Source organism: Streptomyces sp. SPB162 (assembly GCF_029504575.1).
GTDB lineage: Bacteria > Actinomycetota > Actinomycetes > Streptomycetales > Streptomycetaceae > Actinacidiphila.
Window position 1 is genome coordinate 789,032 of the sequence record NZ_JAQFII010000001.1, and the last position, 21,910, is coordinate 810,941.

The window sequence follows — 21,910 nt, forward strand, 5'->3', positions numbered from 1 at the left end:
GATCACTTCACTTCACTTCGTTGTTCCGGAGTCGAAACGGAAGCCGTGACGGTGACCACCGGCTTCCCGGAGGGCGAGGCCCCGTCAGCGAGCGCGCCGTAGTCGACGAGCCCGGATTCCTCGAGAACCGAGATGTGGTCCAGGACCACGGTGTTGGCCCGCGTGGCCAAGGACCGCACCATCGAGTTACGGGTCTGCCCCCGCACCTGCGCCACCAATGCGAACACCTTCCCGTGCGCACGACGCAACAGATTCACGAACACCCGGTCGTACTCAGCGCCCTGGGCGGCGTCCATCTGGGCCAGCCAGCCCCGCTGATCCGCGTTCGGCTGATTCGGCAGATCGACGTGGAGCGCCTGACCCACCTGGAGCACCCGCGCATCCAACTCGGTGTGCCCGTCGATGAGATGCCTGCCCGCGGTCCTGATCGATTCCTGCGTACCGCGCTGCTGCGCCTGGTGCCCGGCGGGGCCCTCCCACAGCCCGGCCAGCCGCACCTTCCGGACGAAATCCCGGTCGGTCGGCGTCAGCGGCCCGTACTGCGTGTTCTGAATTCCCAGCCCGTCGTCCGTGATCGTCGGAGGGGCGGCCACCGCGGAATTCTGGCCACCGAACTTCTGCATGGGGATCAGCAACGCCACGAGCGTCACCGCGAGAGCGCCGATGACCAGGACGGTTCCGGTGGTGTACCGGAAGCCGACGGACGCGCTGAGGGCGGATCGCCGGACGATTGTCCGCACAGTGCCTCCTTGCCGCTTGCCGGGAGGGGGCCAACGCGGAGGATCCGCACCGACATACGGCGGCGGGCACCACCTTCCCGGGGTGCCACCGGACGCTAGTGCCGGATGTGCCACTTCGGTTGAGGGATCATCACCATTGGATAAACATCGGAGTGATATCGGCGATGACTGCTACCGTGCCGTACTCGCGTGTGCACTGGCCTCCGACGGCGGCGTGAACACACCCCGACCACACCCCGACCACGCCGCGAACCCGCCGCGAACCCGGCGCCGACCCACCGTTGAACACGGCAGACCGGTGGGAACGGCGACCACGAGGATCACCGCTCCCACCGGCCAGGACACTGGGCCTACAGCACTCAGCTCTGCGTGTAGGTGAAGTGCGGAGTGTCGTACTGCGGACCGTTCTTCTCGTAGGTGAACCAGTACGTGACCACCGAGCCCGCGGAAAGCTGACTGACGGTCTGCGTCCAGGTCCCGGCGCTGTTCGCCATCCGGAAGTTCTGCTGACCCGCCCCGTTGACCAGGTAGTGCACATCCACGTACTGCGCGGCCGTAGTCGGCGTGAAGGATATCCGCGCCTGAGTGGCGTTGATCCGGGTGGCACCCGCCGAGTAGTCGGGCGAGGACGTCCCGCCGCCCGTCGTGCCGCCCGTGGTGGTACCACCGGTCGTCGTCCCACCCGTGGTGGTACCCCCGGTCGTGGTGCCGCCGGTCGTCGTACCGCCGCCGGTGGTGCCACCACCGTTGGTCCGGTAGACACCGAACCAGTCGATACTCATACCGGCGCCCGACGTGATGTCAGCCGAAGGCGAGGTACAGCCGCAGACCTTGTCGGGATACGAACCACCGATCGCCACATCGAAGATAGCGAAGAACCCGTGGTCGACCGCCGCCTGCCACGTAGCGGTGGACACCTGGTTCTGGTTGACCTGGTACGTCACCTGTCCGTCCAGCAGGAACCTCAACTGCTCGGCGGCGGCATTGGTCCGGTCCACGATCACCGAGTAGGTGTGGAACCCGGTCTGGCAGCCGGCACACGCCTGCAGACCGCTGCTGATGCCGTCCGGGTCATGGCACTCCCCGGCCCAGGCACCGCAGTGGAACGTGGTCGAGTGCTGACTCAGCGCGTTGACGTCCTCCATGATGTCCAGCTCACCGATGCTCGGCCAGTTCGTCGCCCCCACCGGGCGGGCTGCCGCACCCATCGCCCAGAACGCGGGCCAGTACCCCAGCCCGTGCGCCGGGTTGGGCTGCCTGATCGAAGCGCTGATCTGCAGCTGACCCCCGGCCGGAGCGGCGAAGTCGGTGCGCTGGGTCTCGATCCGGCCCGAGGTCCAGTGCCCGGCGGCATCCTTGATCGGCTTGATCACCAGATGCCCCGAGCCGTCCTGATAGACGTTGGCCGTCGAGTCGGTCGCCGTCTCCAGCTCCCCGGTGCCCCAGTTCCCGGCCGCTCCGGGGTAGTTGTAGCCGGTACCGAGGTCGTAGAGCCAGTCGGCCCGGTTCAGGCCGGTGCCCGACGCGCCGCTGAAGTCGTCGCTGAAGACCGTGGTCCACCCGGCCGGAGGAGCCGGCGCGGCGGCGGCCGACCCTCCGGAGACGGACAGGCCCAGGCCGCCGGCGACCAGCAGGAGCAGGGCACTGAAGACGGTGAGCGGAAGTCGCCGCATGCGGTGCGCGGCGCCCGGCGCGGAATCGAGCGGAACGTTTCTTCTCATGGGCGGTGGAACCTTTCTGCCGAACCGTGCGATGTACGAGATCTGCGAGATGTGCGGACGCGTGCGGGGACGCGGCACCGCACCGGTGACGGATCCGCCCCGCCCGTCAGTTGAAGGGGTCGAGGAGGAGCGACGCCTGCTGCGGGCTGCCGTCGTGCACCAGTGACTCGTGGTGGCCGACGTCGTCGAAGGCGAACGCGTACGCGTTCCCGTCCGCCATCTGCGCGTGGATGAAGCGTGCGTAGTGGTTGGTCACCGCGTCCTGGTAGAAGCTCGCGGCGGACGGGTCGGGCTGGTTGGGGTTGACCAGCAGCGTCGAGCGGTTGAATCCCGCGCACAAGGTGCGGGAGATCGGACCGCGCACCAGGTCGTTGGGGGCGTCCAGGCGCTTGTAGCAGCCGAAGACGCTGTCGGCGTCGGGCTTCTGGAAGCTGGTGACGACCGCGCCCGTGGAGTCGGTGAAGTTCATGACGTTCCCCGACACCCGGCCGGAGTACTTCGTGTTCGGCTGGTCGGCGAAGGGCGTCACGGTCAGCGTCGACGTGGAGTACTTCTGCCACACCCGGTTGATGTAGTCGTCCAGGACGCCGCTGGGCAGCGCACCGGACTCGATGCCGTGGCCAGGCGCCAGCGCCCGCAGCACCGAACCGTCCGGAGCCGTCTGGATCAGGCCGGCCCAGCCACCGGACTGGCCCCGCAGCGCGTTGAGGACGCCGTTGTAACCTCCGGGCTTCACATGGCCCGTGGTCTGGCTCGCTCCCGTGGTGGACTTCACCGCCACCGCGTAGGGCGCGGAGAACATGTCCACCTGCGTGCTGTTGATCCACAGCCCGCTGTCGTTGAGCGTGTACTCCGACCAGTTGAACAGGATGTTGCGGTTCGGGTCGCTCGGGTTCTGCACGGCGGGCTGCACCAGTCCGCCGGTCGCCAGCTTGAAGACCAGTTTCTGGCCGTAGGAGAAGTAGACCCGGCCCGAGAACTTGGGGATCCGGATCGTCACCGACTGGCCGGCGGCCGGTCCGGCGATCGACGCGTCCGGTGCCGGGGTGGGAGGATTGCCGCCGGCCGGCCAGGCGTGGAACCCGCCGTCGGCGTCGGCCCAGCCCTGTTGCCCGCTCGACAGCTGGGTGCCCAGGTCGTAGATGTAGACGCTGCCGCCGCGGCCGGAGTTGTTGGTGATCGTCAGCGGGATGGTCCCGGGCACCGGCTGTCCGCCGCCCCCGCCGCCGGTCGTCCCACCCGTCGTGCCGCCGCCGCCCTGGGTGTAGGTGAATTGGGGGGTGTCGTACTGCGGCCCGCTCTTCTCGTAGGTGAACCAGTAGGTGATGACCGAGCCCGTCGAGAGCTGGTCGACGGTGCGGGTCCACGTGCCCCCGCCGTTCGCCATCCGGAAGTTCTGCTGACCCGCCCCGTTGACCAGGTAGTGCACATCCACGTACAGGGCCGGGGTGGTGGGGGTGAAGGCGATCCGCGCCTGACTGGCGCTGGTGGGGGTGACGCCCTGGGTGTAGTCGGACGGTCCGGCCGCCGCGGTCCCCGCGACAGCGGTGAGGGCGAACAGGCCCGCGAGCACCAGGACTACGGAGGACACGAGGGCGGTCACGCGGCGGCTCCGGCGCCGCAGGGGCCGGTCAAGGCGCGGAAGTGGGGTTCTGCGCATCGGAAACTGTTTCCCTTCTTCTGTTCATGAAACGAAAGGGAAGTGCCGGTCCGGGCTGGTAGCGCTTACACCTCACAGCCGAAGGCAGGTGATGAGAGCGCTCTCAACCAACAGGATCGTGTTGGATTGTCAGCGCGTGACGAGAGCGCGTCAAGAAGTTGAACAGGATTCGACTGCGGGCCGGGTCTTTCCCCTGCCGGCCGGGTCTTTCCCCGGCGATCGAGACGGTCGGGCCACAGGGCTTGTTATTCGGTGTCCCCCAAGCGGTCGCGCAGGAGTGGCGGGGTCGGATGATCACCCTTAGCTTCGAATCGGCGGCCCCACGCCCACCATGGGCGACACCTGCGGGCCGCCGTCGAACGTCCCTCGGACCCGTCGCCGAGCCCGGCGCCGCTATGGGTGGACCATCCTGGAGAGCGGGTCTGGATCATGGCTGCACGACAGTTTCGTCGACTGGTCGCCACTGCTGTCGGTGTCGCCGCCGCAGGGTTGGCGGCCGCGCCGCCCGCACAGGCGGGGAGCGTGCTCGTCGTCGACAGGGGGCAGTCCATCCAGGCCACGGTCGACCGGGCGAAACCGGGTGACACGGTCCTGGTCCTGCCGGGCACCTACCGGGAGAGCGTCCGGATCACCGTTCCCGGCATCACGCTGCGCGGGTCCGGCGACCGGACGGTGCTCAACCCGCCGGCCGTGACCAAGGGCAACGCCTGCGCCGCGGGGGGCAACGGGATCTGCGTCACCGGAACGGCGGACCGGAAGGTCACCGATGTGACCGTCGAGTCGCTCACGCTCTCCGGCTTCGCCAAGGACGCCCTCAACGCGACCGGGACCGACCGGCTGAACGTGCGGTCCGTGCTCGGCCGGAACAACGGCCAGTACGGGATCAGCGTGGAGAAGTCGACCCGGACCCACCTGTCCGGCAACCGGCTGCGCGACAACGGGCAGGCGGGCGCCTTCCTGGCGAACCTCACCAACGGGGAGGGCGGCGCCCTCGACACCCGGGACGCGATGATCAGCGGCAACGACCTCTCCGGGAACCGGATCGGCTTCGTGGCACGGCGGGTCCGCAACCTGACGTTCCGGAACAACTCGATGACCGGGAACTGCGCCGGCGTGTTCGTCGTCGGGGACGAGGGGAAGCCGAGGGCCGGAGCGCTCCGCATCCGTCACAACAGGATCGTCGCGAACAACAAGTTCTGCCCGGCCAACGCCCGGCTGCCGTTCATCCAGGGATCCGGAATCGTCCTGACCGGCGTGGAGAACACGACGGTGGAACTGAACAGGATCACCGACAACGTCGGAACATCGCCGATGTCCGGCGGCGTCGTGCTGTTCCCGAGCTTCACGGGCGGCCCCAACTCCGGCAACACCGTCAAGGACAACACGGCCCTGCGCAACGGCCCGGCCGACCTGTCCGACCGGGACACCGGCCTCGGCAACACGTTCCGCGGAAACCACTGTCTGGTCTCGGCACCCACCGGCCGCTGCTGACCGCGTGGTCACCGTGCCACGTCCCGACACCCTTGCGAAGACAAGAGAGGCAGTCCATGACGACCCCACCTTCGACCGCGGCGCCCGCGCCGACCATCACCCCGCACGCCGGCATGCGTCTGCGGGAGATCGTGTTCGGCGCCGCCTGCGCCGCAGCCGTACGGGCCGCTGCCCGGCTGCGGATCGCGGACGCGCTGGGCGATGCCCCCGCGACCGTCGAGGAACTGGCCCGGGACGTCAACGCCGAGGCCAAGCCGCTGCGCCGGCTGCTCCGCGCGCTGTCGTGCCACGGGCTGTTCGCGGAGACGGAGGACGGCCGCTTCACCCACACCGAGATGTCGCGGCTGCTGCGCGAGGACTCCCCCGACAGCCTCCGCTACATCTCGCTGTGGTGCACCGAGCCGTGGACCTGGCAGGCGTGGCCGCTGCTCGACGACGCGGTGCGGTCCGGCAAGGACGTCTTCCCCGACCTGTACGGCAAGAACTTCTTCGACTACCTCCATGACGACGCGGGCGAGTCGGCCGTGGTGTTCGACCGGGCGATGTCGTCGTCCAGCAGGCAGTCCGCCGAGGACCTCGCCGCGTTCGTCGACCTGTCCGGGGTGACGAGCGTCGCGGACATCGGCGGCGGCCAGGGGCTGGCGCTCGCCTGTCTGCTGGAGCGGAACCCGGAACTGAGCGGGACCCTGCTCGACCTCCCCAACGTGATCGCGAACGCGGACCCGCGGCTGCGGGACGGCGGCCCGCTGGCCGGGCGGGTCCGGCTCATCCCGGGCGACTGCCGCGACGAGATCCCCGTCCAGGCGGACCTGTACATCATCAAGAACATCCTGGAATGGGACGACGCCAGCACCCGCGCCACCCTCCGCAACATCGTCAGGACCGCGCGCCCCGGCGCCCGGGTGCTGGTCGTGGAGAACCTGGTCGACGACAGCCCGTCGATGCGGTTCACCACCGCCATGGACCTGTTGCTCCTGCTGAACGTCGGCGGCGGCAAGCACTCCAAGGCGAGCATGGTCCTGCTGATGGAGGAGGCCGGGCTCGCGGTCGGGGAGATTCGGCCGGTCAACCCCTACCTGCACGCGTTCGAGGCGTTCGTCCCCGTCTAGAGCGGCCGGCGGGCACAACGCAGTGGCGCCACGCTCCCGAAGGAGCGTGGCGCTTTCGCGTGGGCGCAGCCCGGCTCAGCCGGCGTCGCTGCGCTCCCAGCGGTAGAACTCGCGGGCCATCGCGTCCTTCGGCTCACGCCAGGTGGCCGGGTCGTACGCCTGGACGTGTGCGGCGAGGCGGTCGCTGACGTCGCGGAACTCCGGGTGCCCCTTGTAGCGGGCCACTTCGGGGCCGGGCGGGCGGTCCGCTTCGATCAGGTGCAGGTACAGGTCGCCGAACTGGAACAGGCTGCGCCCGGTCACGCCGATGAGGCGGGGCAGTTCCCCGCGGTCGGAGGCCGCGAAGGTCTCGGCGATGTCGGGGGCGGCGTCGGTCCGCATACGGGCGACGATGAGAGAGCGGTGCATCGGGGTGGTCCCTTCGGGGTCGTAGCGGGGTCGGTCAGGCGACCCGGGCGTGCTGCTCGACCTGCTCGCGGATGCGTTCCATCTGGATCAGCGAGTTGCGGTTGATGTGGTCGGTCATGCCGGCGTCGTCGACCGGCGCGGTGGGCTTCATCGCGAAGTCCTGCAGCCAGCGCATGGACGTGCCGTCCGGCACCTCGCGGTACTCCCACCGGATGTTCATGTGCTCGAAGGGGCCGGTCTCGACCCGGCGGGCCCGCACGGTGAACGTCGTCCGGTCGGCCTCCCGCTCGGAGACCCAGCTCCAGACCGTGCCGTTCTCGTCGGGGTGCATCGTCAGCCGGAAGCGGACGGTGTCGCCCTGCCGCTCGAGCACGTCGACGGACGCGTACTCGCTGAACAGCTGCGGCCAGCGTTCGAGGTCGTTGGTGAGCTCCCAGGTGAGGTCCAGGGGCGCGGCGATGACGATCTGGTTGTCGGTACGTCCGGGCATGTCAGGCTCCGAGGGTGAGTTGGGCGTTGACGCTCTGCAGGAAGGAGTGCGGGGTCTTGCACGAGTCCGCCTCGTCGCCGATCTGCCGGCCGTAGCGGTTCTCGAGTTCGGAGACGATGCCGAGCAGGCCGAGGGAGTCGAGGTTGAACTCCTCGAAGGTCGCCTCGGGCCGGTTCGCCATCTCGCGTGCCTCGACGGACAGGCCGGCTCGGCCCTTCATCAGGGACGCGAGTTCATCGAACGTGACAGGTCCGGTCATCACTGGTTTCTCCTTGGTCGGGGGAGGCTGCGGGCAACAGCGGTCGGGGGAAGGGGACGGCCGGTGCGGGTCAGCGCCGGTCGTCGGGAACGCGGCGCAGCACCAGGGCCGAGTTGCAGCCCATCAGGCCGCGGCTCAGGACGAGGGCGGTGCGCAGGTCGGCGGTACGGGCCTCGCCGGTGACGAGGTCGAGGTCGTGGCGCACCTCGGTGATGTTGGGGGTGGGGGGCACCACGCCGTGCTCCAGGGCGAGGACCGCGGCGGCCACGTCGAGCGCCGAGGCCGCGGAGTACGCCCGGCCGAAGCCGGTCTTGGGGGCGGTGACGGGGACGTTCGCGGCATGCGGGCCCAGGGCGTCGGCGATCGCCAGTGCCTCGGCCTGGTCTGCCGCGGGCACGCCGAGGGCGTCGGCGAACACCACGTCGACGTCCTCGCCGGAGCAGCCCGCCTCGTCGAGTGCGCCCTGGATCGCCCGGGCGAGGCCCTGGCGGGAGTGCTCCCAGCCGGCGGTGCCGGTGAACGTGGCGGCGTGTCCGGCGACCACCGCCCGGATGGGGACACCGCGGCGGCGTGCCGCGGACTCCTCCTCGACCACGAACATCGCGCCGCCTTCGGCGGGCGAGAATCCGCAGGCGTCGTCGGTGAACGGCAGGTAGGCGCGGTGCGGGTCCTTCGCGAGGCTGAGCTCGGGGTATCCGAGCTGGCAGACCACCGAGTAGGGGGCCAGTGGCGCCTCGCTGGCGCCGACGACGACGGCGTCGGTGCCCCGCCGGATCGTGCGGCAGGCGTGGCCGAACGCGTCGAGTCCGCCCGCCTCGTCGTTGGCGAGCACGCCGCAGGGGCCCTGGAAGCCGCCCCTGATGGAGATCTGGCCGGTGCTCGCGGCGTAGAACCAGGCGATGGACTGGTACGGCCCGACGAACTGCGGGCCGTGGCCCCACAGCTGCTGCAGTTCGCCCTGGCCGAACTCGCCGCCGCCGGAGCCGGCCGCGGTCACCACGCCGATGGCGAAGGGTGCCCCCGGGTCGGCCGCCAACTGGGCGTCGCCGAGGGCGAGATCGGCCGCTGCCATCGCGAAGTGCGTGAAGCGGTCGGTCTGGACCAGGTAGCGGCCTTCGACGAGGAGGGCCGGGTCGAACCCGGTGACCTCGCCGGCCACCCGCAGCGGCAGGTCGGCGCAGCCCTCGCGGGTGACGGGGCCGAGCACCGACACCCCCTGCTGGACGGCCTTCCAGAAGGCGTCGGTTCCCACGCCGTTGGGCGCGACGACGCCGAGGCCGGTCACCACGGTCTGCCGGCCGGTGGGTCGGTCCTGCGGTGTCCGCCGCGTCCGGTCCGGGGATATGTGCTTCATGACGGGCTCCTCTCGGCGTGCCCGAGCACCACGGCGGACTGGAAGCCGCCGAAGCCGCTGCCGACCGACAGCACGGACCGCAGGGAGGCGGTGCGCGCGGTCCTGGGCACATAGTCGAGATCGCAGTCGGGGTCGGGGGTGTCGTAGTTCGCGGTCGGCGGCACCACGCCGTGCGTCAGCGCCAGGGCGCAGGCGGCGAGTTCGATCGCCCCGATCGCGCCGAGTGAGTGGCCGACCATCGACTTGATCGAACTCATCGGGACGGTGTGCGCGTGCGCGCCCAGGGAGCGCTTGACCGCGGCCGTCTCGTGCCGGTCGTTCTGCAGGGTGCCCGAGCCGTGCGCGTTGACGTAGTCGATCTCGGTCCGGTCGACGCGGGCCTGGTCCAGCGCCTGGTCGATGGCGTGGGACATCTCCAGTCCCTCTTTGGTGAGACCGGTCATGTGGTAGGCGTTGCCGAACGTGGCGAAGCCGCGCAGCTCGCAGTAGATCCGGGCGCCGCGGCTGCGCGCGTGCTCCCACTCCTCCAGGAGCAGTACGGCGGCGCCCTCGCCCAGGACGAATCCGTCACGTTCGGCGTCGAAGGGGCGGGAGGCGTGGGCGGGGTCGTCGTTGCGCGTCGACGTCGCCTTGATCGCGTCGAAGCAGGCCACCGTGATCGGGGAGATCGGCGAGTCCGCCGCTCCGGCGACGATCATGTCGGCCTTGCCGTCCTGGATCGCGTGGAAGGCGTGGCCCACCGCGTCCAACCCGGACGTGCAGCCGGTCGAGACCGTCTGGACCGGGCCCCGCGCGCCGAGGTCCTCGGCCACTTCCGAGGCCAGTGCGCTGGGCGAGAAGGCCCGATGCAGATGCGGTCCCGCACCCTCGGCCCGCACGTCCCAGCGCTCGCCCGAGTCGCTGACCGCCACGTAGTCGTTCTCGAGCCGGGTGGTGCCTCCCACTGCGGAGCCCAGGGAGGCACCGAACCGCCAGGGGTCCTGGGCGTCCGGGTCGAGCCCGGCGTCCCGGACCGCTTCGCGGGCGGCGACCAGCGCGAACTGGACGTACCGGTCGGCGCGCCGCACACGGTCCGCGTCGAGACCGCAGGCGGCGGCGTCGAAGTCGACCTCCGCGGCGATCCTGGAGCGGAAGCCCGCGGGGTCGAACAGGGTGATGCCCCGGGTCGCGGTACGCCCGGCGGTGAGCAGGTCCCAGAAGGCCGGCACCCCCACGCCGCCGGGGGCGACGACGCCCAGGCCGGTGACCGCCACCCGGCGGGTCACGTCCTCGCCCCCGCGGGGTCGGGGGGAGCCAGCAGGCCGGCCTGGACGTGCGCGGTCTCCTCGGTGTCCACATGGCCCAGCTCCGGGCGGGGCGCGAGCGGTCCCAGATGGAAGACCATCCGGGCCTCGGTGCTGCCCACGTTGCGGAAGCGGTGCCGGACGTCGACGGGGATCAGCAGCCCCTGGTCGAGGCGGAGCGGGTGGCTGACGCCGTCCAGGTCCACTTCGAGCGATCCGCTGACGACGTAGACGAACTCCTCGGAGTACGGGTGGTAGTGCTCGGCGATCTGCTCGCCGGGCTGGATGATCGCCAACCCCATGAAACCGCTCGTGGCCCCCACGGAGGTGGGGGTGAGCACGGCGCGCAGGTCTCCGCCGCGCCGGGTGTTGGGGCTGGTCTCGTCGAGGTGCACAATGCGTGGCTGCTGGGGTGTCATGGCCGCTCCTTGGTGGGTGCGCGTCCGGCTGCGGAGCCGGACGCGCTGGGGGATTTCAGACGGCCTGCGACCGGCGGTCGGTGATCAGGTCCATCGCCGGGACGCCGTACGAGAGCTCGGCGGCGCCGGACGGGTCGTGGCGCTTGCCGAGGTCGAGCAGCTTCTTGAGCTCCGCGGGCATCGCCTCCGCGCGTTCGCGGGCCGGCGCTTTCCCCCGCGGCTCCGCCAGGTCGACGACCCGGACGAGGACGTCGTCGCGGTGGAAGACCGTGCTGCCCACCAGGCGCCGCGTGGGGTCGGCGGCGGCCGCCGCGTCCAGCTCGGCGAGCAGGCGTGCGGCCGCCTCGCCACGGCCGGCCTTGACGGGGTAGAAGTACGCGCGGCGGGTCACGCCGTCGTCCTGACCGGTTTCGGCGGGGCCGGCGACGTGCCCGACGGCGGGGAGCGCGGCGCGGGCGAAGAAGGCGCGGGCGGACGCCCCGTCGGTGAGGTCGCGGGCCTCCTCGAGATACGGGTTGATCGCTTCTTCGACGGCCCTGACCTCGGGCTGGGCGGCGACGTGCCGCAGCGCGTTGCCCAGGTCGCCCGTCACCTCGACGGCCCGCACGACACGGTTGCCGTGCAGGAAGAGCGAGGTGCGGCGCAGCTGCGTGGTGGCGTCGACGCGGGCCTGCGGCGAGCGGTAGCCGGCCAGGATCTCCGCCACGGCCGGCTCGCTGCCGGGCTTGACGGTGAAGGTGATCGCGTGGCGCACGATGCCGCCCGAGCACAGCGGCGGCGCCGGCAGCGGGTCGTGGGCGGCGGCGCGCGGGGTACCGGCCGGTTTGGCGGCGCGCGGGGTACCGGCCGCCTTGGCGGGGCGCGTTCGGGCCGCGGGACGCTCCGGGTGCACCACGTGCCGCTCCGGGCGGGGCGGGGCCAGCGGATCGGGGGTCTCCCGGGCGATCACGAAGCGCAGGGACGTGGTGTCCCGGACGCAGCCGTGCAGCGGTTCGACCATCTCGCGGTGGGCCGCGCTCTCCACCCAGGCCAGGAAGGGCTCGCTGCTCTCCCACTCACTGGTGATGAGCCACTGCGACGAGTTTCCGAGCGACTGGCAGAGCTGGTCGCTGACGTGGCCCGGGACCCCGGCCACCTGGTGCCGGATCTCCTCGTAGGCCTCCAGGAAGCGGTCCTCACGTCCTTCGAGGACATCCAGCAGGAGCACGACGCGCAGCCGCGTCGTCTCCAGGGTGGCATCCGGTATCCGCCGGTCGTCCAGAGTCGTCACCTTGATCGTTCCTCTCGTTTTCGGGTGGCACGCGCCTTGCCCTGCGCATATGCGGCGGGCGTGTTCGGGCTACGGCCGATGCTCACATAGCGCCATGAATCGCGCACGGTACGTGAGGCGGGCGAGTGACTTGCCGGTCAACCGGCTTGCGATCGGGAAAGGAGGAACGCAGCCGGCGAACGGCCGTCACGAACCCGGGGCGGCCCCGGTCGGCGTGACTTCTTGGAGACCTCATGACGTCGGAGATCGACGAACGCGTACCCGTCCTGATCGTGGGCGGCTCGCTGGTGGGGCTGTCCGCCTCGCTGTTCCTCGGCCGCCTCGGCATCGAGCACCTGCTGGTGGAACGGCACGCGCAGACGTCGCACCACCCCCGCGGCCGCGGCAACAACGTCCGCACGATGGAGCTGTTCAGGACGGCGGGGGTCGAACCGCTGATCCGCGAGGCGGCCTCCGTGCTGGCGGAGAACCACGGCATCCTGCAGGCCGACACCCTGACCGGCTCGGACCAGGAGTGGCTGTTCAAGCAGATCGACCCCGGTGGGGCGCTGGCCCGGTTCAGCCCGTCCGGCTGGTGCCTGTGCAGCCAGAACGACTTGGAGCCGGTACTGCTGCGCAGCGCCCGCGACCTCGGCGGCGACCTCCGCTTCGGCACCGAACTGATCTGCGCCGAGCAGGACGCCGACGGCGTGACGGCGGTGGTCAGATCACGGGAGACCGGTGAGGACCGGACGATCCGCGCGGACTACCTGATCGCCGCGGACGGGCCGCGCAGCCCGGTGCGCGAGCGGCTCGGCATCGGCATGACCGGCGCCGGCGACCTGTTCCACAATGTGAGCATCACCTTCCGGGCCAAGCGGCTGGCCGACGCGGTCGGCGACCGCCGCTTCATCGTCTGCTACCTGACCAACCCCGAGAGCCCCGGCGCCCTGCTGCCGGTCGACAACGACCAGAACTGGGTGTTCCACGCCCCGTGGCGCCCGGACGGAGGCGAGACGCTGGAGGACTTCACCGACCAGCGCTGCCAGGCGCTGATCCGCACCGCCGTGGGCGTGCCCGACCTCGAGGTGGAGGTCACCGGGAAGGCGCCGTGGCATGCCGCCGAGCGGGTGGCCGAGCGCTACGGGGCGGGCCGGATCTTCCTGGCCGGCGACTCCGCGCACGAGATGTCCCCGACCGGGGCGTTCGGCTCGAACACCGGCATCCAGGACGCGCACAACCTCGCCTGGAAGCTCGCGGCGGTACTGAGCGGCTGGGCTGGTCCCGGGCTGCTGGAGACGTACGACGCCGAGCGGCGACCGGTGGCGGTGGCCACGAGCGCCCGGGCCTCGACCCGGTCGGCCGAACACCGCCACCCCGGGTACGACGTCAGCCCCGGCACCGGCCGCAGGCCCGGCATGCTCGCGGTGGTGCTGGGCTACCGCTACCTCGACGGCGCGGTCGTGGGCGCGGCGCAGGACCGGCCGGCCGTCCCGGAGGAGTTCAGCCCGCAGGCCGAGCCGGGCGGCCGGGCCCCGCACATGTGGCTGCGCCAGGACGACGTCCGGCTCTCCACCCTGGACCTGTACGAGCGGACACCGGTACTGCTCAGCGGCCCCGACGGCGACGACTGGCACGGAGCCGGGCTGAGCATCGCCGGGCGCACCGGCATCCCGCTGGCCTGCTACCAGGTGGGCCCGGACGAGGACCACGACCTCGTTCCCGAGGAAGGCGCCGACTGGGCGGGGTTGCACGGGACGGAGAGCGACGGCGCCGTCCTGGTCCGTCCCGACGGGTTCATCGCGTGGCGGGCCAGGACCTCGGACCCGAACGCGGAACGGACGCTGCGGGACGTGCTGGAACAGGTGCTGGGCAGCGCTCCCGGCAACGGGTGACGGCTGCCGCGTCACCCATTGCGCCCACTCCGGTGGCACGTCGAGGGCATATGACTGACGGTGATGACGTCGCTACTGCGCTTCCCACGGCTGATCCCCTGTCGGCCGGCGCATCACGCGGCGGAAGGAACCCTCCCATGCGTACTGCTCGCACCCTGCTCGCCGGAGCAACCCTCTCCGCAGTCCTCGCCATAGCCGCCCCGGCCGCCCACGCGGCCACGGGTGCCCACAACGCATACGACCCGAGCGGCTCCTCCAGCGACACCTACTCCACTTCCACCTCGACCTCCACCACCACGGAGCAGGGTGCGAAGTCCGAGGACGGTTGGAAGAGCCAGGAAGCCAAGAAGGGCGCCAAGTCGGAGGACGGCTGGAAGGGCAAGGAGGCCAAGAAGGACGCCAAGCCCGAGGAGGAGTACGCGGGCGGCGAAGAGGCCAAGAAGCCGCACGGTGGCATGCACACCGGCGGTGGCGGCATGGCCCTGTCGGGTGGCGGCCTGGCCGCCGGCTCCGTCCTGCTCCTCGGTGGCCTCGGCGCCGGCGCGTTCGTCCTGCGCCGCCGCAACGCCACGGGCGCCCTCGCGGTCTGATCCGACGACCGGACGGTCCGGCCCGGTCGCCGGACCACCCCGTCATGTCGTTGCCACCGTCGTCCCCGCGATGACGGTGGCAACGACGGTCTCGGGACCGGCCCGGCGCACGCGCCCGGGCCGCACGGCTACGAACACCGAGTCGACGAAAGGCATCGCATGGCCAAGCAGCCCCCACAGCCCGGCGCACAGGCGGCGACGACCACAACAGGCGGCGACAGCTCGTCCCGCGTACTGGTCTGGGCCACCGGCGCGGCTCTGCTCGGCGCCTTCCTCATCTACAACTCCGTCGACGCCTCCGACGCGGCCCCGCCCTCCGAGGCGGTCGTGGCGCAGGCCACGGCCCACGCGGCGGCCCCGCCCGTCGGCGCCCCTCCGCTTCCCGCATCGCGTCCCACCCTGCTGACGATTCCCGACATCGGCGTGAGCGCCCCCTTCACCCCGCTGCGCATCGGCGCGTCGGGCAAGCTCGATCCCCCGCGGGCGGACGACAACAACCTCGTCGGGTGGTACGAAGCCGGTCCCACGCCCGGGGAGCACGGCAACTCCATCGTCGCCGGCCATGTCGACACCAAGACCGGCCCCGCGGTGTTCTACCTGCTCGACATGGTCAAGCCGGGCAGCACCGCCGAGATCACCCGCGCCGACGGCGTCATCGCGAAGTTCAAGGTCGACTCCGTCGAGGTCTTCTCCAAGGACCACTTCCCCGACCAGCGCGTCTACGCCGACACCCCCAACGCCCAGCTGCGCATCATCACCTGCGGCGGCACGTACGACCAGTCGAAGAAGGACTACACGGACAACATCGTCGTCTTCGCCCACCTGGACTCCTCCCGCCGGGGCTGACCGGGGGCCGGCCGGGGCCCGGGACGGTCGCGGTATCGTGCACCCGCGGGTCCGTGGACCGAACGCCGGCCCCGCGGCGTCGCCGCCGGCCTTCCACGCCCGATGGTTCCGTCGCGTCGCAACCACCGGACGAGGGACGAGGTTCCAGGGATGACCGTCTACGAATCGGTCACGGACGCGATCGGCGGGACGCCGCTGTTCCGGCTGGCGCGCCTCGGCGAGGGGATCGCGACCCCCGTCTACGCGAAGGCGGAGTTCCTCAGCATCGGCGGCAGCGTCAAGGACCGTGCCGCGCTGTCGATGGTGCGCGAGGCCGAGCGGACGGGTGAACTGCGGCCGGGCGGCACGATCATCGAGGCGACGTCGGGCAACACCGGCATCGGACTGGCCATCGTCGGACGGCAGCGCGGCTACCGGGTCGTGATCGGAGTGTCCGAGAAGGCCGCCCGGGAGAAGAGCGACATCCTGCGGGCCTACGGCGCCGAGGTCGTCCTCGCCCCGACCGCCCTGTCCAAGGACCATCCGGACCACCTCTTCCACGTCGTGCGCAGGCTCGCGGCGGAGATCCCCGGCGCCTGGCTGGCCAACCAGTACGACAACCCGGCCAACCCGGACGCCCATGTGCTGACCACGGGGCCGGAGATCTGGGAGCAGACCGAAGGGCGGGTCACGCACTTCGTGGCGGGCGTCGGCACCGGCGGCACCATCAGCGGCACCGGCGGCTTCCTGAAGAAGGCCTCCGGCGGACGGGTCGCCGTCGTCGGCGCGGACCCCGAGGCGTCGGTGTACGCCGGTGGCGACGGCAGCGCCTACTTCGTGGAGAGCATCGGCCACTTCGTCCATCCGGAGACCTCTGAGGACGTCTGGCCCGAGTCGTACCACAGCGACGTGGTCGACATGTTCGAACGGGTGCCGGACCGGGAGTCGTTGCTGACCGCGCGGCGGATGGCCCGTGAGGAGGGACTCCTGGTGGGACCGTCCTCGGGGACGGCGGTGGCCGCGGCACTGCGGGTGGCGCGGCGGCTGGGCCCGGACGACCTGGTCGTCGTCCTGCTGCCCGACTCGGGCCGCTCCTACCTCTCCTCGGCGCTCAGCGACGACTGGCTGCGGCAGCGCGGCTTCCTGGAGGAACCGCGGCACGGCGACGACACGGAGCCGACGGTGCGCACGGTGCTGGGCGACGCCGCGGACGGCCGCGAGAGCCTGGTCACCGTCGCCTCCACCGCCTCACTCGGCGCGGCACTGGACGCGCTGCGCACCGCGCGCGCCGACGTCGCCCCCGTCGTGCTCGCCCGCGCCGAGCGGCCGTTCGGCGTCAGCGCCGGGGAGATCATCGGCTCGGCCGAGGCCGCCGGACTGCGGGCGGCGCTCGACGCGGGGGCGCTCCCGGAGGAGCCGCTGCGCGACCACCTCGCCCCGGCGCTGCCCGTCGTCGGCCTCGGCCAGCCGCTCTCCAGCGCGCTCGCCTGCCTCGACACCCCGCAACGCCGCCACGACGCGGCCGTCGTCCTGCTCGACGGGCGCGCGGTCGGCCTCGTCGGCCGCAAGGCGCTGGAGGCCTGAGCGACGCGGGGATCAGCCGGGGGCGCGCTACGCGCCGTCGTCCCGTGCCGACCAGGTCACCAGCGGCGGCCGCACCCGCCCGCACAGCGGCCGGCCCTCCGGGGTCGTCAGCCGCAGCCGCGCGGTCAGCCGGCCGCCGCGTACCGCCGCGGCCAGGGTCTCCGGCGGGATGTCGGCGAACATCAGTTTCGCCCGGCGCAGCATGTCGGTGACGCCCGAGGCGGCGTCCACCGTGACCCAGGCCAGGAAGACGAAGCGCCCGCCCAGCCGGTCCTGGATATACGGGCCTTCCAGGGCCGTTCCGGTGGCGGTCGCAGCGGCGACGGCTTCCAGGGTCCAGCGGGCCGAAGCCGCGTCCCCCGGATGCAGGCCCGTCCACTCGCCCGCCCGGTCCTTGCGCTGCACACCGATGTGGACGGCCTGGGCGGCGGGAAAGTCCGGGCCCGGCGCGACGGCACGCCCGGGCAGGTCGGTGGCCTCGATACGGATCTCCACGCGGTCATCATCCCCCGGCGTCGCACCGGCGTGTGGGTCCCGAGTTCACCGGTCGCCCCTCACCCGCGCACCGCCATGTTCAACCCTCGTTCCCAACAGGCGGGTTGGGGCGATTACGGGGCTACTTCTTGACGTCGGAGAGACGCGGTTGTAAACATCACCCCACCGGGAGAGCGCTCTCACGCGGTTCCGGCTCCATCACGGTCCCCCACCCGTTCAGGAGATGCCATGTCAGGCGATCGTTCCTTGCTGGTGCGCCATCGGTCGATCCGCGGCAGGCGCCGGCCCTATCTCCTCATCACCCTGCTGATCGCGTTGCTGGCGGGCCTGGTCTTCGTCATCACCCAGCCGCCGGCCGGTGCGGCGGGCGCGCTGCTCTCGCAGGGGAAGCCGGCCACCGCGTCGTCCGCCGAGAACGCCGGAACCGCCGCGGGCGCCGCCGTAGACGGCAACACCGGCACCCGCTGGTCCAGCGCGTTCAGCGACCCGCAGTGGATCCAGGTCGACCTCGGGGCCACCGCCTCGGTCAGCCAGATCGGGTTGACCTGGGAGGCGGCGTACGCGCGCGGCTTCCAGATCCAGGTCTCCGACACCGGAACCGGCAACTGGACCACCGTCTACTCCACCACCACCGGCACCGGCGGCACCCAGACCCTCGACGTCAACGGCACCGGCCGCTACGTCCGGATGAACGGCACCGCCCGGGGCACCGCCTACGGCTACTCGCTGTGGGAGTTCCAGGTCTACGGCGTCCTCACCCCCGGCGGCTGCGGTTCCGCCAACGCGGCACTGAACCGTCCGGCGACCGCGTCGTCCACGGAGAACGCCGCGAGCCCGGCGAGCGCCGCGTTCGACGGCAGCACCGGCACCCGCTGGTCCAGCGCGTTCAGCGACCCGCAGTGGCTCCAGGTCGACCTCGGCACGTCCCAGCAGATCTGCCAGGTCGTCCTGAGTTGGGAGGCGGCCTACGCGAGCGGCTTCCAGATCCAGGTCTCCGACACCGGAACCGGCAACTGGACCACCGTCCACTCCACCACGACCGGCACCGGCGGCACCCAGACCCTCGACGTCACCGGCACCGGCCGCTACGTCCGGATGAACGGCACCGCGCGGGCCACCGCCTACGGCTACTCGCTGTGGGAGTTCCAGGTGCGCTCCACCTCCTCCACCACCCCCCCCGACGGACCCCGGCTCGTTCTGGGGCGACACCAGCACCATCCCGCCCGCGCAGAACGTCGTCATGCTCAAGATCCTCAACCGGACGAACGGCAAGTACCCGGACAGCCAGGTCTACTGGAGCTACAACGGGCAGGTCCACTCGATCGCCGACCAGCCGTACTTCGACATGCCCGTCAACTCCGCCGGGCGGATGTACTTCTACGTCGGTACGCCGGGCGGCCAGTACTTCGACTTCATCGAGTTCACCGTGGGCGCGAACGTCTTCAACGGCAACACCACGCGCGTCGACGCGTTCGGCCTGAAGCTCGCGATGCGGCTGCACACCCGTGACGGGTACGACGTGGCCGTGGGTGAGGACCAGGCCACCTTCGCCGAGGACCGGTCGGTGACCTTCCAGAAGTTCATCAACGAGGTGCCCGCGCAGTTCAAGGTGCTCGCGCAGTCCCAGGCCCCGTACCGGATCATCGCGCCGGGCAGCGACCCGACGTTCCGGGCCGGCGGGGTCAACGCGAACTACTACACCGCCTACGCGAACTCGGTCGGCGTCAACGCCCCCACGTCCGACGTCTTCGGCTGCGCGGGCACCCTGTCCGAGAACCCGGGGATGTGCTCGGCGCTCAACCGGCACGTCGCCACGCTGCCGCAGTCGCAGTGGTCGGACCCCAGCCTGTACTACCAGGCCGGGCCGGCGAACTACTACGCGAAGTTCTGGCACGACCACGGCATCGGCAAACTGGCGTACGGGTTCCCGTACGACGACTACGCCGGCCAATCCTCGTTCGTCTCCCACGCCAATCCGCAGTACCTGCTGATCGCCGTGGGCTGGTAGGCACGCTCCGGTGCGTCCGGGCGCGGCGGCCACCGCGCCCGGACGAGCCTCACAGACCTTCCTCGGCGGCCAGCGCCCGCACGCCGGTGACCGTGTCCGCCTCGGCCGGGGACTTGTCGTCGCGGTAGCGCAGCACGCGCGCGAAGCGCAGCGCGAGCCCCGCCGGATAGCGCGGACTGCGCTGCAGGCCGTCGAAGGCGATCTCGACGACCAGTTCCGGCCGGACGTGGACGACGTATCCGTCGCGGCGCTCCTCGCGGGCCAGCAGTTCGGCGGTCTGCCAGGTGAGCAGCTCGTCGGTCAGCCCCTTGAAGGTCTTGCCGAGCATCACCCAGGGGGCGGGGTCACCCTCCTCGCCGCGCGCCGCGAGGTGCAGGTTGCTCAGCCACCCCTCGCGCCTGCCGTTGCCCCACTCGGCGGCCGTCACCACCAGGTCCAGGGTGTGCCGCGGCTTGACCTTGATCCAGCCGGCGCCGCGCCGGCCCGCCGCGTACGGCGCGGCCGGGTCCTTGGCGACCACGCCCTCGTGACCGCGGGCCAGCGCCCCGCGGAAGAAGGCCGCGGCGCCGTCCACGTCGGCGGTGACGGTCCGCGGCACCCGCAGCTCCGCGGGCACCACGTCGTCGAGTTCCGCCCAGCGGCGTTCGGCGGGCAGGTCGAGCAGGTCGGTGCCGTCGCGGTGCAGCAGGTCGAAGAAGAAGACGCTCAGCGGCACCTGCGCCCGCAGCCGCCCGGGATCCTGCCGCGAGGCGGTGCGGGCGGCGGTCTCCTGGAACGGGCGGGGCCTGCCGTCCGGGCCCAGCGCGATGGCCTCACCGTCGAGCACGGTCGTCCGCACGTCCAGGGCCCGCGCGGCCTCCACCACTTCCGGCACCCGGGAGGTGATGTCGTCCAGGCTCCGGGTGAACACGGAGACGTCGTCGCCGTCCCGGTGCACCTGGACCCGGATGCCGTCGAGTTTCCACTCCAGCGCGGCGGGGCTCACCCGCTCCAGAGCGGCGGCGACGTCGGGGGCCGCGGCGGCGAGCATCGGCCGTACCGGGCGCCCGACCTCCAGCCCGAAGGCGCGCAGCGCCTCCTTCCCGCCCGTCATGGCGGCGGCCGCGACGGCGCGGGCGGAGCCGCGGAACATCAGCGCCCGGCGGACGTCCGCGGCGGGCACCCCGGCCGCCTTGGCGACGGCGTCCGCCACCACCGCGTCCAGAGCGCCCTGCCGCAGCTCGCCGACGAGCACCGCGCCCAGGAACGTCTGCTCCTGTGCGGTGGCCCGGGCGAAGAGCTCCTCCAGCAGCCGGCGCCGTTCGCCCTGCGAGCCGGGTCCGTGCACGGCGGCGAGCGCGGCCAGGACGTCCTGGGCCTCCCGCACGCCGATCTCCGGTTCGGCGGCGGGCGGCGGCAGGTCGCGCAGGCCCGCGGGGCCGACCCCGATCCGCATCCGCCGGGACTCGCCGGACAGCAGGGACACGGCCGCGGGCAGCTCGTCGGGGCCCAGACTCCTGAGGTACCCGGCCAGCAGGGCGATCTTCGCGTTGCGCGCCGGCTCGACGGCGAGGGCCTGGGAGGTGACGGCCAGTTCGTGCAGCAGCATGGGCGGGGAACTCCAGGGCTGGGGCGGTGAGGACTGCGGCTGGCCCCATGCGTACCCGCTTTCCGCCCCGTCTCCCGGGGCGACCTCGCCCGAACCCCGGCCGCTACCGGTTCAGCGCACCCCGCGCGGCCGGAACTGCACGCTGATCCGCGGGCCCACCGGCCGCGCCGTCTTGGGGATCGCGTGCTCCCAGGCGCGCTGGCAGCTGCCGCCCATGACGATGAGGTCGCCGTGCCCGAGCGGCATGCGCACCGCCGCCGGACCGCCGCCGCGCGGCCGCAGCACCAGATTGCGCGGCGCGCCCACGGAGACGATCGCGACCATGGTGTCGTCGGTGCCGCCGCGGCCGATGGTGTCGCCGTGCCAGGCGACACCATCGCGTCCGTCGCGGTAGAAGCAGAGCCCGGCCGTGGTGAACGGCTCACCGAGCTCGGCGGCGTAGTGCGCGCTCAGCGCCGAGCGGGCCGCGTCGAGTGCCGGGTGCGGCAGCGGGTCGCGGTCGCCGAAGAACGAGAGCAGCCGCGGCACGTCCACCGTCCGCTCGTACATGACGCGCTTCTCGGCGTGCCACGGGACGTCCCGCGCCAACGCCGCGAAGAGCGCGTCCGCCCCGACGAGCCACTGCGGCAGCACGTCGATCCAGGCGCCGAGCCCGATCTCGGTGCGGCGCAGCCCGTCGAGCGGGCGCGGTGCGATCTCGTCCTCCTGGTCGAAGAGCGAGTTCTGCAGATGTACGGCCATG

Annotated in this window: 20 protein-coding genes and 1 pseudogene; 8 read left to right on the forward strand and 13 right to left on the reverse strand. The window is 71.7% G+C overall.

Going from position 1 to position 21,910, the window contains the following annotated elements; translation table 11 throughout:
• Positions 1-2: 2 nt before the first annotated feature.
• From M2266_RS03650 to M2266_RS03660, 3 genes are all read right to left on the reverse strand, one after another.
• Entirely contained in the window at positions 3-740 is a 738-nt protein-coding gene (locus M2266_RS03650) for a DUF4142 domain-containing protein (protein WP_277436798.1), read from the reverse strand.
• A gap of 359 nt (positions 741-1,099) precedes the next feature.
• Positions 1,100-2,461, reverse strand: coding sequence for a glycoside hydrolase family 16 protein (locus M2266_RS03655; protein ID WP_277436799.1), 1,362 nt, complete (start codon positions 2,459-2,461; stop codon positions 1,100-1,102).
• A 106-nt stretch (positions 2,462-2,567) separates the two neighbouring features.
• Positions 2,568-4,064 (reverse strand): glycoside hydrolase family 64 protein, encoded by a 1,497-nt coding sequence (locus M2266_RS03660; RefSeq protein ID WP_277436800.1) that lies wholly within the window; start codon positions 4,062-4,064, stop codon positions 2,568-2,570.
• Between the two features lie 486 nt (positions 4,065-4,550).
• On the opposite strand from M2266_RS03660, the gene M2266_RS03665 reads away from it, so the two are divergent.
• Positions 4,551-5,612, forward strand: coding sequence for a right-handed parallel beta-helix repeat-containing protein (locus M2266_RS03665; RefSeq protein WP_277436801.1), 1,062 nt, complete (start codon positions 4,551-4,553; stop codon positions 5,610-5,612).
• A 56-nt stretch (positions 5,613-5,668) separates the two neighbouring features.
• On the forward strand, positions 5,669-6,721 hold the full coding sequence (locus M2266_RS03670; RefSeq protein WP_277436802.1) for a methyltransferase: 1,053 nt from the start codon (positions 5,669-5,671) through the stop codon (positions 6,719-6,721).
• A gap of 75 nt (positions 6,722-6,796) precedes the next feature.
• Here M2266_RS03670 and M2266_RS03675 read toward each other — a convergent pair whose 3' ends face one another.
• From M2266_RS03675 to M2266_RS03705, 7 genes are all read right to left on the reverse strand, one after another.
• Positions 6,797-7,129 (reverse strand): TcmI family type II polyketide cyclase, encoded by a 333-nt coding sequence (locus M2266_RS03675; RefSeq protein WP_277436803.1) that lies wholly within the window; start codon positions 7,127-7,129, stop codon positions 6,797-6,799.
• A 34-nt stretch (positions 7,130-7,163) separates the two neighbouring features.
• A complete protein-coding gene (locus tag M2266_RS03680; RefSeq protein ID WP_277436804.1) occupies positions 7,164-7,619 on the reverse strand; it encodes an SRPBCC family protein in 456 nt (151 codons plus the stop codon).
• 1 nt (position 7,620) lies between these two features.
• Positions 7,621-7,878 carry an acyl carrier protein gene (locus M2266_RS03685; protein WP_277436805.1) on the reverse strand — a complete coding sequence of 86 codons (258 nt, stop codon included), beginning with the start codon at positions 7,876-7,878 and terminating at the stop codon, positions 7,621-7,623.
• Positions 7,879-7,948: 70 nt separating this feature from the next.
• On the reverse strand, positions 7,949-9,232 hold the full coding sequence (locus M2266_RS03690; protein WP_277436806.1) for a beta-ketoacyl synthase N-terminal-like domain-containing protein: 1,284 nt from the start codon (positions 9,230-9,232) through the stop codon (positions 7,949-7,951).
• The gene (locus tag M2266_RS03695; RefSeq protein ID WP_277436807.1) at positions 9,229-10,497 is read right to left on the reverse strand and encodes a beta-ketoacyl-[acyl-carrier-protein] synthase family protein; all 1,269 of its coding nucleotides are present in this window, start codon (positions 10,495-10,497) and stop codon (positions 9,229-9,231) included. The genes M2266_RS03690 and M2266_RS03695 overlap by 4 nt, the downstream gene beginning before the upstream one ends.
• Positions 10,494-10,934 carry a cupin domain-containing protein gene (locus tag M2266_RS03700; protein ID WP_277436808.1) on the reverse strand — a complete coding sequence of 147 codons (441 nt, stop codon included), beginning with the start codon at positions 10,932-10,934 and terminating at the stop codon, positions 10,494-10,496. The genes M2266_RS03695 and M2266_RS03700 overlap by 4 nt, the downstream gene beginning before the upstream one ends.
• Before the next feature lie 55 nt (positions 10,935-10,989).
• On the reverse strand, positions 10,990-12,204 hold the full coding sequence (locus M2266_RS03705; protein ID WP_277436809.1) for a SchA/CurD-like domain-containing protein: 1,215 nt from the start codon (positions 12,202-12,204) through the stop codon (positions 10,990-10,992).
• Positions 12,205-12,437: 233 nt separating this feature from the next.
• Between M2266_RS03705 and M2266_RS03710 the strand changes: the two genes are divergently transcribed.
• From M2266_RS03710 to M2266_RS03725, 4 genes are all read left to right on the forward strand, one after another.
• A complete protein-coding gene (locus M2266_RS03710) occupies positions 12,438-14,078 on the forward strand; it encodes an FAD-dependent monooxygenase (RefSeq protein ID WP_277436810.1) in 1,641 nt (546 codons plus the stop codon).
• 137 nt (positions 14,079-14,215) lie between these two features.
• Positions 14,216-14,668 (forward strand): hypothetical protein, encoded by a 453-nt coding sequence (locus M2266_RS03715; protein WP_277436811.1) that lies wholly within the window; start codon positions 14,216-14,218, stop codon positions 14,666-14,668.
• A 159-nt stretch (positions 14,669-14,827) separates the two neighbouring features.
• Positions 14,828-15,514: a class F sortase gene (locus M2266_RS03720; protein ID WP_277436812.1), complete on the forward strand. Its 687-nt coding sequence runs from the start codon at positions 14,828-14,830 to the stop codon at positions 15,512-15,514.
• 150 nt (positions 15,515-15,664) lie between these two features.
• Positions 15,665-17,077 (forward strand): pyridoxal-phosphate dependent enzyme, encoded by a 1,413-nt coding sequence (locus M2266_RS03725; protein ID WP_277436813.1) that lies wholly within the window; start codon positions 15,665-15,667, stop codon positions 17,075-17,077.
• A gap of 27 nt (positions 17,078-17,104) precedes the next feature.
• Here the strand turns inward: M2266_RS03725 and M2266_RS03730 are convergent, their stop codons facing one another.
• Positions 17,105-17,572: a DUF5990 family protein gene (locus M2266_RS03730; RefSeq protein WP_277436814.1), complete on the reverse strand. Its 468-nt coding sequence runs from the start codon at positions 17,570-17,572 to the stop codon at positions 17,105-17,107.
• Positions 17,573-17,878: 306 nt separating this feature from the next.
• Here M2266_RS03730 and M2266_RS03735 point away from each other — a divergent pair.
• Together M2266_RS03735 and M2266_RS03740 are read left to right on the forward strand one after the other, a co-directional pair.
• Positions 17,879-18,751, forward strand: a pseudogene (locus M2266_RS03735) (discoidin domain-containing protein); the annotation flags it as partial.
• Positions 18,752-18,998: 247 nt separating this feature from the next.
• The gene (locus M2266_RS03740) at positions 18,999-19,580 is read left to right on the forward strand and encodes a beta-1,3-glucanase family protein (RefSeq protein WP_277436815.1); all 582 of its coding nucleotides are present in this window, start codon (positions 18,999-19,001) and stop codon (positions 19,578-19,580) included.
• A 49-nt stretch (positions 19,581-19,629) separates the two neighbouring features.
• Here the strand turns inward: M2266_RS03740 and M2266_RS03745 are convergent, their stop codons facing one another.
• On the reverse strand, positions 19,630-21,168 hold the full coding sequence (locus M2266_RS03745; protein WP_277436816.1) for an ATP-dependent DNA ligase: 1,539 nt from the start codon (positions 21,166-21,168) through the stop codon (positions 19,630-19,632).
• A gap of 111 nt (positions 21,169-21,279) precedes the next feature.
• Positions 21,280-21,909 (reverse strand): alpha-ketoglutarate-dependent dioxygenase AlkB, encoded by a 630-nt coding sequence (locus M2266_RS03750; RefSeq protein WP_277436817.1) that lies wholly within the window; start codon positions 21,907-21,909, stop codon positions 21,280-21,282.
• Between the last annotated feature and the right edge of the window lies 1 nt (position 21,910).

What these genes read in the sequence shown, in the direction of transcription:
- M2266_RS03670 (WP_277436802.1), top strand. Translation starts at nt 5,669, where the DNA reads ATGACGACCCCACCTTCGACCGCGGCGCCCGCGCCGACCATCACCCCG.
- M2266_RS03680 (WP_277436804.1), bottom strand. Translation starts at nt 7,619, where the DNA reads ATGCCCGGACGTACCGACAACCAGATCGTCATCGCCGCGCCCCTGGAC.
- M2266_RS03745 (WP_277436816.1), bottom strand. Translation starts at nt 21,168, where the DNA reads ATGCTGCTGCACGAACTGGCCGTCACCTCCCAGGCCCTCGCCGTCGAG.
- M2266_RS03655 (WP_277436799.1), bottom strand. Translation starts at nt 2,461, where the DNA reads ATGAGAAGAAACGTTCCGCTCGATTCCGCGCCGGGCGCCGCGCACCGC.
- M2266_RS03675 (WP_277436803.1), bottom strand. Translation starts at nt 7,129, where the DNA reads ATGCACCGCTCTCTCATCGTCGCCCGTATGCGGACCGACGCCGCCCCC.
- M2266_RS03720 (WP_277436812.1), top strand. Translation starts at nt 14,828, where the DNA reads ATGGCCAAGCAGCCCCCACAGCCCGGCGCACAGGCGGCGACGACCACA.
- M2266_RS03700 (WP_277436808.1), bottom strand. Translation starts at nt 10,934, where the DNA reads ATGACACCCCAGCAGCCACGCATTGTGCACCTCGACGAGACCAGCCCC.
- M2266_RS03665 (WP_277436801.1), top strand. Translation starts at nt 4,551, where the DNA reads ATGGCTGCACGACAGTTTCGTCGACTGGTCGCCACTGCTGTCGGTGTC.
- M2266_RS03685 (WP_277436805.1), bottom strand. Translation starts at nt 7,878, where the DNA reads ATGACCGGACCTGTCACGTTCGATGAACTCGCGTCCCTGATGAAGGGC.
- M2266_RS03715 (WP_277436811.1), top strand. Translation starts at nt 14,216, where the DNA reads ATGCGTACTGCTCGCACCCTGCTCGCCGGAGCAACCCTCTCCGCAGTC.
- M2266_RS03750 (WP_277436817.1), bottom strand. Translation starts at nt 21,909, where the DNA reads ATGGCCGTACATCTGCAGAACTCGCTCTTCGACCAGGAGGACGAGATC.
- M2266_RS03710 (WP_277436810.1), top strand. Translation starts at nt 12,438, where the DNA reads ATGACGTCGGAGATCGACGAACGCGTACCCGTCCTGATCGTGGGCGGC.
- M2266_RS03725 (WP_277436813.1), top strand. Translation starts at nt 15,665, where the DNA reads ATGACCGTCTACGAATCGGTCACGGACGCGATCGGCGGGACGCCGCTG.
- M2266_RS03690 (WP_277436806.1), bottom strand. Translation starts at nt 9,232, where the DNA reads ATGAAGCACATATCCCCGGACCGGACGCGGCGGACACCGCAGGACCGA.